Origin of the sequence: Oceanimonas smirnovii ATCC BAA-899, from assembly GCF_000381965.1 — a bacterium.
Classification (GTDB): domain Bacteria; phylum Pseudomonadota; class Gammaproteobacteria; order Enterobacterales; family Aeromonadaceae; genus Oceanimonas; species Oceanimonas smirnovii.
The window spans coordinates 178,706-192,012 of record NZ_KB908455.1; the positions used below are offsets into that span (position 1 = coordinate 178,706).

General features: G+C 55.9%; 13 protein-coding genes. All 13 read right to left on the bottom strand.

Going from position 1 to position 13,307, the window contains the following annotated elements; genetic code table 11:
• Window positions 1-39: 39 nt before the first annotated feature.
• Window positions 40-528 carry a pilus assembly FimT family protein gene (locus G364_RS17470; protein ID WP_019933796.1) on the bottom strand — a complete coding sequence of 163 codons (489 nt, stop codon included), beginning with the start codon at window positions 526-528 and terminating at the stop codon, window positions 40-42.
• Between the two features lie 268 nt (window positions 529-796).
• Window positions 797-2,020, bottom strand: coding sequence for a type II secretion system F family protein (locus tag G364_RS0103655; protein WP_019933797.1), 1,224 nt, complete (start codon window positions 2,018-2,020; stop codon window positions 797-799).
• Window position 2,021: 1 nt separating this feature from the next.
• Entirely contained in the window at window positions 2,022-3,719 is a 1,698-nt protein-coding gene (locus tag G364_RS0103660) for a GspE/PulE family protein (protein ID WP_019933798.1), read from the bottom strand.
• On the bottom strand, window positions 3,697-4,428 hold the full coding sequence (locus G364_RS0103665) for a tetratricopeptide repeat protein (RefSeq protein ID WP_019933799.1): 732 nt from the start codon (window positions 4,426-4,428) through the stop codon (window positions 3,697-3,699). Before G364_RS0103665 ends, G364_RS0103660 begins: the two co-directional genes overlap by 23 nt.
• The gene (gene mshL, locus G364_RS0103670) at window positions 4,425-6,041 is read right to left on the bottom strand and encodes a pilus (MSHA type) biogenesis protein MshL (RefSeq protein ID WP_019933800.1); all 1,617 of its coding nucleotides are present in this window, start codon (window positions 6,039-6,041) and stop codon (window positions 4,425-4,427) included. The genes G364_RS0103665 and mshL overlap by 4 nt, the downstream gene beginning before the upstream one ends.
• The gene (locus G364_RS0103675) at window positions 6,038-6,367 is read right to left on the bottom strand and encodes a hypothetical protein (protein ID WP_019933801.1); all 330 of its coding nucleotides are present in this window, start codon (window positions 6,365-6,367) and stop codon (window positions 6,038-6,040) included. Before G364_RS0103675 ends, mshL begins: the two co-directional genes overlap by 4 nt.
• Window positions 6,360-7,004: a type IV pilus inner membrane component PilO gene (locus G364_RS0103680; RefSeq protein ID WP_019933802.1), complete on the bottom strand. Its 645-nt coding sequence runs from the start codon at window positions 7,002-7,004 to the stop codon at window positions 6,360-6,362. The genes G364_RS0103675 and G364_RS0103680 overlap by 8 nt, the downstream gene beginning before the upstream one ends.
• On the bottom strand, window positions 7,001-7,579 hold the full coding sequence (locus tag G364_RS0103685) for a PilN domain-containing protein (RefSeq protein ID WP_019933803.1): 579 nt from the start codon (window positions 7,577-7,579) through the stop codon (window positions 7,001-7,003). The genes G364_RS0103680 and G364_RS0103685 overlap by 4 nt, the downstream gene beginning before the upstream one ends.
• Entirely contained in the window at window positions 7,576-8,433 is an 858-nt protein-coding gene (locus G364_RS0103690; RefSeq protein ID WP_019933804.1) for a hypothetical protein, read from the bottom strand. The genes G364_RS0103685 and G364_RS0103690 overlap by 4 nt, the downstream gene beginning before the upstream one ends.
• Before the next feature lie 133 nt (window positions 8,434-8,566).
• Window positions 8,567-10,267: a sodium:solute symporter family protein gene (locus G364_RS0103695; protein ID WP_019933805.1), complete on the bottom strand. Its 1,701-nt coding sequence runs from the start codon at window positions 10,265-10,267 to the stop codon at window positions 8,567-8,569.
• A 10-nt stretch (window positions 10,268-10,277) separates the two neighbouring features.
• A complete protein-coding gene (locus G364_RS0103700; protein WP_019933806.1) occupies window positions 10,278-10,544 on the bottom strand; it encodes a DUF4212 domain-containing protein in 267 nt (88 codons plus the stop codon).
• A gap of 345 nt (window positions 10,545-10,889) precedes the next feature.
• Window positions 10,890-11,771, bottom strand: a complete 882-nt coding sequence (locus G364_RS0103705) for an AEC family transporter (protein WP_019933807.1) — start codon at window positions 11,769-11,771, stop codon at window positions 10,890-10,892.
• A gap of 84 nt (window positions 11,772-11,855) precedes the next feature.
• Window positions 11,856-13,109 (bottom strand): D-amino acid dehydrogenase, encoded by a 1,254-nt coding sequence (locus G364_RS0103710; RefSeq protein ID WP_019933808.1) that lies wholly within the window; start codon window positions 13,107-13,109, stop codon window positions 11,856-11,858.
• Window positions 13,110-13,307 lie beyond the last annotated feature (198 nt).

Sequence of the window (13,307 nt, forward strand, 5' to 3'; positions counted from 1 at the left end):
AATGGTTAAAAAAGGCGGCCGAAGCCGCCTTTTTTAAAGTTAATCACACTCTGTGTTAGCTTCGACAGTAGCTGGCGCGTTAGAGCTTGTTGCTTCTGTATATCTTACAAAACACTTTTCATCATCGCTGGCTCTGCCCTTAGGATGGATTCTTATAGCATTTGTTTCTTCAACTATTGTGTAATCACCATCATCACCGGATGTGGGAACGCTTTGTAAGGCACCTAAGATACCTGTCTCATCATCGGCAGCAATGGGATATCCATACTTAAATTCAACATCAGGATAACCGTCAACATCAGTAACTGTAGCATTGCTCTCACCAATACCATCCTTACCCTCCAGCACAGCTTTAGTATTGGCCAGGGTCAGTGCAGACTGAATAGAGCCTTTCAGACCATTAATATTACCGGCATAAGCATCACCCTGCAGGTTTAAAAACCGCGGTGCCGCCACGGCACCCAGAATGCCGAGTATTACAATAACAATAACCAGTTCAATCAGGGTAAAACCCGCTGCTCTTTTCATTTTATTTCCTTTCAGGTTAATTATTACAAAAGGTGTGGTTACTATCTTAACGGCTTGTATGGTGCCAATCCAGCCCTGTTCCGAGTATTTTTGAAGCAGCAGTTTGAGAGCAGCAGCAAGGTTACACTACGCCGACACGCTACAAGTACCTCCATGTAACGCTCGAAAATGCCATCCATGGCATTTAATGGTCGGCTCCGGTAATCCTTACTACTGCTCTGCAGCGTTCTGTGCTGATGCTTGGTGTGGCCGGACTGATGCTTCACACTTACCCGCCTTTGACCAGATCCATCATGTCCCACATGGGAGTAAAAATACCCAATGCCAGCACCAGCACCATGGCGGCAATGGCGGTGATCAAAATGGGCTCAATGCGGGAAGACAGGTTGGCAATGTCGTAGTCCACTTCTTCTTCATAGAAGCGGCCCGCTTCCATCACCATTTCATCTACCCGGCCGGTTTCTTCGCCCACCCGAAACATCTGCAAAATCAGCGGGGTAAATACCCGGCTGTTTTCCGCCACGGTCGACAGGCTGTCACCGGAAGACAGGCCCTCGCCCATATTGTGAATGGCCTGGGTTAAAAAGGCGTTGTCGGTGGCACTGCCTGCCAGCCGCAGCACCCGGGTAATGGGCACGCCGGCGGCCAGCATCATGGCAAAGCTGCGGCAAAAGCGCGCCAGCAAAATGCGCTTGATCAGCGGCCCCACTATGGGCACGCGCAGCAGGATTTTATGCCAGCGCAGCCTGCCGGCCGGGGTGCGCACATACCACATAAAGCCGGCGCTCAGGCCCAGCAACACCATCACCAGCAGGCCAAAATAGTGAGTAAAAAAATGTGAGCTGCCAATCAAAAACCGGGTAGTCAAGGGTAAATCGGCACCCAGCCGGGCAAAAATGCCACTGAAGGCGGGGATCACATAAATATTTATCACCGTCATGGCGGCTACCATGGCAATGGTCACAAACATGGGATAACGAATGGCCGCCTTGATGCGCCGGCGGGTATCCAGCTCCAGCTGGTAATAATGGGCCAGCTGCAAAAATGCCTGCTCCAGCTGCCCGGTGCTCTCCCCCACTTCCACCAGAGACACAAACAAACTGTTAAACAAATGCGGATGCGCCGCCAGCGCATTGGCCAGGGTCTGGCCCTGATTCAGTGCCTGAGCTACCTCATCCAGGGCTTCTTTTAATACTCTGGTGTCTGTGGTGTCGCGCAGCCCTTCCACAATGCGCAGAATGGGAATACCGGCGCGGGTAAGGGAGGCAAACTGCCGGCTTAATATCAGCAGCGCTTCGGGCTTGATGCCGCCTTTTAAAAACTGACGCACCTGCAGCCAGGTTTTGGTACCGGAGCGGGTTTCTTTCATTTCTACCGGGATCAGCCCGGCCTGAGCCAGACTGGCGGCAGCGCTTTCCCGGCTGGGCGCTTCCATGCGTCCTTCACTCAGCTGGCCCTGGCGATCCCGCGCCTTGTAGTGATAAAAGGCCATCTCAGTCTACCCACTCAGACAGGCGCAGCACCTCAGAAACGGCAATGTTGCCTGCCAGTGCCTGCTCCAGGGCCGCCTGAGGCAACGTCACAAAGCCCGGCAGACGGGCCACTTCCGTTTCAAAGGCCTGGGTATTTTCATGACGCAGGGCATCGGCCATGGGCTGATTCACTTCCAGCCACTCAAACACCCCTATTCGCCCTTTAAAACCGGTGTGATTACAGCTGGCACAACCTTCACCACGATAGAAGCGGCCCTGTTCGGCCTGCGGATTCAAATGTATTAAAAACTGGCGTTCGCTCTCGTCGGGCTGGGCCGGCACCTTGCAGTATTCACAAATTTTGCGCACCAGCCGCTGGGCCAGCACGGCCTTGAGGGTGCTGGCCACCAGATAACCGGGCACGCCCATGTCCATTAATCGTACTGCCGAGCTGGGCGCATCGTTGGTGTGCAGGGTAGACAGCACCAGGTGGCCGGTCAGCGCCCCGCGCATGGCAATTTCGGCGGTTTCCTGATCGCGCATTTCGCCAATCAGCAGCACATCGGGGTCCTGGCGCAGGCTGGTGCGCAAAATGCGGGCAAAGGTGAGCCCGGCCTTGCTGTTTACCTGCACCTGATTGACCCGCGGCAGCCGGTATTCCACCGGATCTTCGGCGGTAATAATTTTACGGTCGGGGGTGTTCAGCTCCGCCAGGGCACCATAGAGGGTGGTGGTTTTACCGCTGCCGGTGGGGCCGGTGACCAGAATAATGCCATTGGGGCTGGCCAGTTTGCGCCGGAAGGAGGCCAGCAAGGCAGGCGGCATGCCCGCCTGCTCCAGAGTGCGGGTGCCGCCGGACTGATCCAGCAGCCGCAGTACCACCGCCTCGCCATATTGCACCGGCATGGTGGCCATGCGCACATCCACCGGATTGTGTTTAATGGTCAGCTCAAAGCGGCCATCCTGCGGCAAGCGCCGCTCGGAAATATCCAGCCCGGCCATCAGCTTGAGCCGCGATACCAGCGCCGGCGCTATGGCCACTTCTTTCAGCTGGGTTTCCTGCAGCAGGCCGTCTACCCGCATGCGCAGACGAATGACTTTATTGTCGGGCTCTATGTGAATATCGGAGGCCCCCACCTGCATGGCATCTTCAAACAGCGAGTTAAGCAGGCGGGCCACGGTGGCGTCGTTGTCTTCCAGACCGGCGGTTTCAATCACGGTGCGGCTGGGCGCATGCTCTTCCGACAGCTTGCCGGCCAGGTTGGCAATGTCGTCGGTGCGGCGGTAGAGCTGATCATACAGCGCCAGCATCTGGCTGTGAGGGGCCACCGCCAGGTGTACTTCCCGGGGCGAGAGCAAATTGCTGATGGCATCCTGGGTGTCGAGATCGGCGGGGTCGGCCAGCACCACTGTAGCCTGAGTGTCGTCGGCACCGATCACCAGCGCACGGTGACGGCGGGCATACACTTCCGACATCAGCTTGACCGCCAGGGGATCAATATCGACTTTATTGAGATCCAGCAGGGGAATGTCCAGCTGCTCGGCCACAAAACCCAGCAGCTCCAGCTCGGTGAGCATGCCCATTTGCACCAGCACGGCTCCCAGGCGGCCCCCTTCCTGACGCTGCTTCTGCAGCACGGTTTCCAACTGGCCCTGGGTGATCACGCCATGGTCAATCAGCAGCTCGCCGAGACGTTTAGTGAGTTTGCGTTGTGCCATGTTGCTCCAGTTGCTGGTTAACAAATTGCAAGGATGCCACACCCAGATCCACACTGGCTTGCGCCTGCTCAAAGGCATGGGTGAAATCCCGGCCCAGACTGCGCTGGCACAATCCCAGCCCCAGCCACCAGGGGCCGCTGTTTTGCTGAGTAAGCAGGCGATGATAAACGGCCATGGCGTCTTCACAGCGGCCACTGCGCCGGCCGGCTTCGGCCATGAGGGCATAATAGTCCAGGTGTTGCGCCAGCTCCGGCTCGGCTTGCTTCAGCACTTGCCAGGCTGCGGCATGGCGGTTTTCATTGGCCAGAATACGGGCCAGCGTCAGGCGCAGCTCGGCCTGCTCCGGTGCCTGCGCCTGCGCCAGCCCCTGCTGCAACAGCGCCTTGGCCTGTGCCGGTGCGCCCCGGCCATATTGCAGTGCCGCCAGCTTAAGCCGCAACTGATGAGCATCAGGATAACGTGCCAGCGCATCATTCAACTGCTGTTCGGCCTGCATCCAGTTGCCCGTGGCCAGCGCCGCATTGGCGGTGGCTTCGGCTTCTGCCAGCTGATCGGCACGGCTGACCGTGACTTCACTGATGGACAACTCGCTGGCCGCCGGCGGCGTGGCCATGACCTGAGCCCACACCGGATCGTTCCAGTCGGGCTGATCATCGGCATAAGCCATGGCAGCCGTCAGCACAAGCAGCAGACTTGCCGTCAGCTTCATCGTGCCCCCCGGTATTCCTGGCTCAGCGGTACCGTCTCAGGCTGGGGCGGATACCATTTTTCCAGCAGATCCCGGGAGCGCTGCAGCTCGGTCTGCCAGGTATTGGCGGCCACCACCACCGGACGCAGCATAATCACCAGCTCGCTTTTCTGAGTAGCAAGATTACGGTTTTTAAATAAATTGCCCAGTACAGGTATTTCACTGATCAATGGAATGGCCGTTTCCTGTTCGGTTTGTTTTTCCTGCATCAAGCCACCAATAATAATCACTTCACCAGAGGCGGCTTCTACTACCGTGTCCGACTCACGCACCGTACTTTTGGCAAAATTCAAGGGTATAGTGACATTATTATCCAGTGGTAACAGCTTAAGATCTTCTTCAACTTCCACGACAGCCGGGTGAATATGCAGCAAAATACGGTTGTCTTCCCCAATCTGGGGGGTGACGTCTAAAGATATACCCGAAAAGAACGGCTTATATTTGGGCTCCGGATAAATTCGGTTGGTGCTGCCATCGTTATTTGTTTCTGTTTCAATGGAAAAGTCTGTCACAAAGTATTCGTCTGTGCCTACTTTAATCACCGCTTTCTGGTTATTGCTGGTAGTAACACGAGGGTTTGACAGCGTATTTACCTCACCCTGGGTTTGCAGCAGGTTTACCACCGCATCAAAGTTACCATCGGTATAGGTAAATACAGCTCCGCCTCCCAGCAAGTCTGACAACGGACTTAAAAAGCCGGGGTAGGTTACCGCCGTATTACCCGTAGCAACCTGACCAGAGCGGCTGTTTGCCGACAGGTTATTCCACTCTATGCCCTGCTCATAACCGTCATTCAGCTCCACTTCCACGATGCGCGCTTCCAGAATTACCTGGCGTTTGAGCTGACGTTCGGCCCGGGTTAAAAAGTCGTCTACCAGTGCCAGCTCGTCGGGAGCAGCGCGCACCGTCACCAGGCCGGCCTGAGGGTTGGTGACCACCACCCTGCCCTCTTCATTGCCAATTAACCGGCCAAGGGCGCTTTCCAGATCAGACCAGAAGTCATTATTGGATTCGGTATTAATACGGGTAGAGCTGCCGCCGGTATTACTGTCTTCGTCACTGCTGCCAAGGCTGCTGCCGCTGATGGCGGTTTGCGACTGACCATTGCGCGACAACATCAGATAATTCACATTAAAGGTACGGCTGCGCACGCCGTTGGCATACACCTGATAGACGCCACTGCGCTGCTCTATGCCGTAGCCGTAAAGGCCGGAGATGGCATCCAGAATTTCCGGCAGGGTCACCCGGCGCAGGTTAAGGGTAATGGTGCCGGTCACATCCGGGTGCACCGCAATGCTCACGTTATGCTGGCTGCCGAGGGCGGCAAAAAACTCCCGGGCATCTACGTCCCGGGCGGCAATATCAAAACGGCGCGCCGGTGCCAGGCTGGTGCCGGCTGCCGGCCGGCGGCTGCTTAACAGCTCCTGCTCCACCACAGCGGGCACGGCATCGGGCCGGGTTTGCAGGGCTTCGTCCAGCGCCTGCTTGGGCAAGGAGCCGTCGGGGGTCTGCACACAGGCGGTCAGGCCGGCAGCAACCAGGGCCAATGTAAGCGGTTTAAGCATCCGTTTCATGGGGTATCCGTATCATTAAAAGTAGAGAACAGGTTCAGGATCAGGCGCTTGCCCTGGTTTTCCAGGGTCACCTGCTCTTTGGTGATGGCCAGCAGGCGGTAGTTGCCAACTGCCTTGCCAAGCGTCACCCACTGGCCGTCAATGATGGCACCCTGGGTGCTGCCGCCGGCAAAAATGGCCTGCACTACAGGCACACTGCTGTTATTGCTTGCGGGTTTGTCCGCCTCGGTCACCGGCTGCGGCCCGCCGGCCAGCGGCCGGGTCGGATCCTGCACACTGCCGGCGGTGCTTAATAATGAAAACAGCAGAACACTGGCGTTAACCACGGATCAGCTCCTTGTGTTGACTGATGGTAAAAAACTCCAGCCGAATAAGACCGGTGGGGTGCTGCTGCAGCTCAAAGCTCAGGCTTTGCCAGAAAATGCGTCCGCTCAGGCTTTCCAGTTGTTTGGCGTAGTCGAGCAGCTGCAAATAACTGCCCGACAGCTCCAGCGCCAACGCGTGCCGGTAGAGTATGTCGCCGCCTTCCTGAGCCGGGTTTATGGGCTCGGCAGGCAGGTTGGTCAGGCCGGTTAAGGTCAGCCCGGTTTGCTGATCCAGCACCGACAGCAACAACGCCGGCATTTGCTCGGGCCCCACCAGGGTGCGCATGCGGGCATCCACATTGGCATTGATCTGACTTAACTGACGAGACAACCGGGCCACCCGCGCCCGCTGATCGTTGGCTTTAAGCTCACTGATACGCTGGTTAAATTCCTGCTCCAGTCCTTGCTGCTCGTTAATTTGCCGTTCCAGCAGCTGCTGTTGTGCCTGCAGCTGCTGGCCGGTGGCAGCCAGGGTCTGCTCATACAAAGTGAGCCCGGCCCAGGCCGTGAGCGCCCACAGTACCACGGCCAGTAACCAGCGCTCGCGCCGGTTGCGGGCCATATAAGCATCGTGAAGCTGTTTAAGCCTTGCTTTCATCGGGCTACTCCGTCGCTGTGCAGACTGAATTCAAGGCCTTCGGTGCCATTCTGATGAATATCCAGCTTGCCAAACTCGCGTCTGGCCAGACTCTGATAATGTTCAAACCCTAGGATCCAGGCCGGCACGGCAGCGGCGGTGGCAGCCTCGCCGGTGAGGGTCATGGCCTGCCCCTGCAGTTGCAGGCTGGTCAGAGACAGCTGCTGCCAGGGTACCCGGGCCAGGTCGTCCAGGGTGCTGGCATAAGACACCAGCTGATCCCGGCTGAGCAGCCCCAGCAGCTGGCGACGGGTACGAATATCACGCTCAAGACGAAGGCGCTCGGTGTCGTCCTGAGCCTGATTCAGCAGCGCCACACTTTGCTGCAGCCGGGCTACCGTATGTTGGGCCGCGTCCAGCTGTTGCTGCAGCTGCTGGTTGCCAACGGTCAGACGATGGTTTGTCACCGACTGCCAGGCAAACACCAGACCCCACAACAACACAACGGCCAGCATGCCCAGCAGCACATGGCGGCTGGTGGGCAGCTCTTTTACCGGCTTGAGGGCAGCCTGATAAAACTCAATGCGGGTTTTCATGCCTTGTCCTCCTCCAGCATACCGATGGCGGGCAGGCTGACCGGTGACAAGTGCTCATTGGTCAATGATTCGGCTTCAATATCAAATACTTGCTTAATAGCCAGCTGCACTTCCGGAGTCACTCGTTGCGGCAACGCCAAAAACCACTGATTGGGAGCATTCAGCTTCAGCTGGCCGGTGGCGTAGTCAATGCTGCGCTGCAGTTCAAGCAGCAGGTTGTCGAATACAAACTGATCAACCGCCATCGACTCATCATCCAGCGCCTGAAAACCACGAATGGTACGGGAAAAATGCCACTGTCCCTGATGAATAAAGGTCATGGTCAGCTCCTGGCCGGGCACCTTGTGCAGCACCAGTCCTCGCTGATCAGCCGCCAGCAGATTACACATGGCCAGTTCATCTGGCCCCATGGTTGCGATGGAGCAAAGCGGCGTAATGGCAGCCACCAGCTCGGCCAGCGGCTGGCGCTTGCTGTAATAGACGGCAATGCGCGCTGTGCCCTGCGGCCCCGTTGGCAAATCAATATAATCAAACAGCAGCTGCTCTACCGGTTCATCCACCATTTCTCGCATGCACCAGGGCAAGGCCTGGGCCAGCTCGTCGTCGGGCATGGCGGGCTTGTCTATTTGTGTTTGCCGGTAAAAATGCCGGCCCAGTGCCAGTTTTATTCGGCGGCCCTGCCATTGTTGCTGCCCGATTAACCGGACCAGCGCTGAGGCTGCGGATTCGCCCTGATTAAAAAGCAGCTCAATCACCTGCCGCGGATATTGCTCTTCCACTGCATACAGCGCCGTCTGGGTAAGATAGATGCTGACTACCGTGCTGCTTTGAGCGGATTTGAACCATTTTAACATTCAGATCCTTAACGCCACCGAAAAATAAAAAAGCCAGTATAAACAGATAAAAGCAGTTAATGAACAGAGGCTTGCAAACCAGTGAAATAAAAAAGGGACGCTTACGCGTCCCTGATATTTACCATGATGCAGATCAATGGCTGTGAGCTTCGCCTGCCCCTTTGGGGAAACGAATGCTTTCTACCAGTTCCTGCACTTCCTGCGGGGTTTCACGAGTCACTTTGGCCACCACCAAAGACACGGTCAGGTTAACCAGCATGCCCAGGGTACCAATGCCCTCGGGGGAAATGCCGAACAGCCAGTTTTCCGGGGTGCTGGCGGCGGGGTTGATGAACTTGAAGTAAATAATATAGCTGGCGGTAAAGGCAATGCCGCTCACCATGCCGGCAATGGCCCCTTCCTTGTTCATTTTCTTGTAGAAAATACCAAGCACAATGGCCGGGAAGAAAGACGCGGCAGCCAGACCAAAGGCAAAGGCCACTACCTGTGCCACAAAGCCGGGCGGGTTGATACCAAGATAACCGGCACCAATCACGGCCACTGCAGCGGCAATACGCGCGGCCATCAGCTCCTGCTTATCGGTCATGTCGGGCTTGAGGCCTTTCTTGAGCAGATCGTGGGCAATGGAGGTGGAAATAACCAGCAACAGACCCGCTGCCGTCGACAGCGCCGCCGCCATACCGCCCGCCGCCAGCAATGCCACTACCCAGTTGGGCAGCTTGCCGATTTCAGGGCTGGCCAGCACGATAATATCGGGGCTGATGGTCATTTCATTACGCTCGTCACCGGAATAGAACAGGCGACCGTCACCGTTTTTATCTTCCCAGTTAACCAGGCCGGTTTTTTCCCAGTTGCCTACCCAGGCGGGAGCCTGCTCGGCAGCCACACCCTGACCGTCGGGGCCGTTCAGCCCTTCAATCATGTTAACCCGGGCAAAGGCAGCCACAGCCGGTGCCGTGGTGTAGAGGAAAGAGATAAACAGCAGCGCCCAGCCGGCAGAAATACGCGCATCACGCACCTTGGGCACGGTGAAGAAGCGAATAATCACGTGAGGCAGACCGGCAGTACCCACCATAAGCGCGGCGGTAATAAAGAACACATCAATGCCCGATTTGTTGCCGGAGGTATATTCGGTAAAGCCCAGCTCCTGCGACAGGCCGTCCAGTTTATCAAGCAGCTCCATTCCGTCGCTAGTTTGGCCAATAAAGCCCAGCTGCGGCACCGGAGTGCCGGTCACCAGCAGAGAGACAAAAATGGCAGGCACCAGAAACGCAAAGATCAGCACGCAATACTGGGCCACCTGGGTATAGGTAATGCCCTTCATGCCACCAAGTACCGCATAGAAGAACACAATGGCCATGCCGATGATTACGCCCACATCAATGTCTACTTCCAGGAAGCGGGAAAACACCACGCCGGTGCCGCGCATTTGTCCGGCCACATAGGTGAAGGACACAAAAATGGCGCAGAACACCGCTACCATGCGGGCAGTCTGAGAATAGTAACGATCACCGATAAAGTCGGGCACGGTAAACTTGCCGAACTTGCGCAAGTAGGGTGCCAGACACAGCGCCAGCAGTACATAGCCACCGGTCCAGCCCAGCAAATACACACTGCCGTCGTAACCGGCAAAGGAAATAATGCCTGCCATGGAGATAAACGACGCCGCCGACATCCAGTCGGCTGCGGTGGCCATGCCGTTGGCCACCGGATGCACGCCACCGCCAGCCACATAGAATTCACCTGTGGTGCCGGCACGAGCCCAGATGGCAATGCCAATGTAGAGGGCAAAGCTCAGCCCCACCAGTATAAATGTCCAGGTTTGGATATCCATTTCCTACCCCTTACTCTTCTTCAACGTTGTATTTTTTGTCGAGCACATTCATTCGCCATACGTAAACGAAAATGAGCACCACAAAGACGTAGATGGCCCCTTGCTGGGAGAACCAGAACCCCAGCTTGGCACCGCCAATAGTGAAGGCATTGAGGGCTTCTACCAGCACAATGCCAAACAGATAGGAAACCGTGAACCAGATGGCGAGCAATATGCCCATCAGCCTGAGGTTTTCCTGCCAGTATGCTTTTGCTTTTTCCTGATTTTCGAACGCCATTCTTCCTCTCCTTGAATAGCCGAATACGGTTCGAAAATAACAATAGCGCTGGCAGGGCTGATTGAAACTTAGACTTTGGTATTAACCTGGTGTTAAAATTAATTTAACGTAAATTTAACCAAGCTAACTCTGGCGGGAATTGAAGAGTGTTGGGACTCGTCCCAACCGTCTTGTCCCATCTACCGCCTGCAGACACTCGAAGCAGTAATGGGGTTTGCCGTAGCCGAGCATTAAATGCCATGGATGGCATTTTCGAGCGTTACAGGGAAGTACTCGAAGCGTGTCGGCGGAGTGCAACCGCATTGATGCTTCGATACTCGACTGCTGCAAGCTTCGCAGCTCTCTTTACAGATAGGTGAGGGTCAGAAAGACCACCACCGGGATCACGGCAACCGACATCACATTACCCAGCAGCACTATGCTGGCCATTTTGTCGGGCTGGCAGCGATATTGCTCGCACAGCAGATAGTTAAGCACCGCCGGCGGCAACATCACTGATAATGCCAGCAGTTTAAGCCAGTCATTGGTTAATGGCAGCCACCAGGCCACCAGCGCAACACTGGCGGCACCGGCGAGCAGATACAGCAGGTTCAGTTTAAATGCCGGCCCCAGGTTGCCCACCTCGCCCGCCGACAAGCGCACGCCCAGTGCAAACAACATCAGCGGCACCGCCATCTGGCCCAGCAAGTCGGCACTGGTATACACAAACTGCGGCAACAGGCTTTGATGATCGGCCAGCACAACCCCGGCCACGGCCGCCCATACAATGGGATTTTTAAGCCACTGCCAGCGGCCGGCCTCGCGGGAAAGAATAAACAGCCCAAGGGAAAAGTGCAGCAGGTTAGAGAGCACAAACAAAATAATAATGGCCCCCAGCTGCTCCTCGCCATAGGCCAGCATCATCAGCGGAATGCCAATATTGCCGGTGTTGCGGAACATGCCCGCCAGCACCTGAGTGCGCCGCTCAATACCGCGAACATGAAACAGCGCCAGCATCAGCCCCGGCAGTATGATGCACAATGCACCGGCCACAATTAACGGCCAGCTCTGAGACAGGGAAACCGGGTTGCTGATCAGCGCCGAGAACACCAGTGCAGGGCAGAATACCGCCACATTGGCCGCGTTTACAAAGCCCATTTCCGGGTTGTGCTGACGACGGCCAAACAGAAAACCGACCGCCACCACGGCAAACACCGGCAGCACTATATTGAGCAGAGTAAGCAGCATAAACGAAGAACGCCAAAAAACGGCAATAGTGCGTTTTTTGGCGTTCAGTGTCCAGATGAGAAGCGGTTTGCTTCTCCGGCCAGCTTAACCGTAGCGGCTGTAAGCCAGGCCGTCGCTGTCGATATCGGTCTTATTACCGCTGATCAGATCGGCAATTAGCGAGGCAGAGCCGGCACCCATGGTCCATCCGAGCGTACCGTGACCGGTGTTCAGCCACAGGTTCTTGTAGCGGGTACCACCGATAATGGGAGTACCGTCCGGGGTCATGGGGCGGAAACCGGTCCAGAACTCGGCCTTGTCGATATGACCGCCTTCCGGGAACAAATCGGTGACCGACTGAGAAATGGTATCCAGCCGGGCCTTGGGCAGATCCTTGTTAAAGTCGGCCAGTTCAGCGGTGCCGGCAGCACGAATACGGTTCTCAAACCGGGTAATGGCCACTTTGTAGGTTTCATCCATTACCGTGGACTGAGGCGCATCTTCGTCTTTTTTCACATCAATGGTCAGTGAATAGCCTTTGATGGGATAAATGGGCAGACTGATGCCAAGCGGCGTGAGCAGAAACGGCGAGTAGCTGCCCATGCACACCAGCACCTGATCGGCAGTTTCAAGACCATGATCGGTCTGAGCGCCACGAATTTCGTCACCGTCACGCACCAGTGCCTTGATCTCGGTGTTGAATTTGAACACAACGCCTTTTTCCTGACACTTTTTCACCAGTGCCTTGGTAAAGAGATTGCAGTCACCGGTTTGATCGTCCGGAAAGTGCAGACCGCCTACCAGTTTGTCTTTTACCCGGGCCAGTGCGGGCTCACGGGCAATGCAGTCTTCTACATTCAGCATGGCGTGATTCACACCAAATTCCTGCAGCACTTTGATGTCTTTGGCGGCATCGGCTACCTGCTTTTCGGTACGGAATACCTGCAACAGGCCTTTTTTACGGCCTTCAAAGGGCAGCCCCAGTTCATCCTGCAGGGCGTTGATGCACTGACGGCTGTACTCGGATACGCGTACCATGCGGGATTTGTTAATGCTGTAGGATTTTTCATTACAGTTGGCCAGCATCGACAGCATGAACTTCCACTGCGCCGGATTGGTGCCGGGGCGCACTTTCAGGGGGGCATGAGCCTGGAACATCCATTTCATGGCCTTGACCGGAATGCCCGGCGCAGCCCAGGGAGAAGACATGCCAAAAGAAAGCTGGCCGGCGTTGGCAAAGCTGGTTTCTTCTGCGGCATCGGGCTGGCGGTCCAGCACTACCACTTCATGCCCCTGCTGAGCCAGATACCAGGCGCTGGTAACGCCAACCACACCACTACCTAAAACCAATACTTTCATAACGCTACCCTACTTTGGAATCTGAATGCCTGTTGGGCGAGAATATCATCCAAAATCAGGGAAAAATCCAGCGAGTTACATCACAAAAAAACCTTGCCTTATGCATGAAAAAACCTCTTTCAAACCCGCTTCCCAAAGGGGATTGGTGGTTAAACTGCGGCAGGTTTTACTTGAAATATAAAACTCCAACAAAAACTA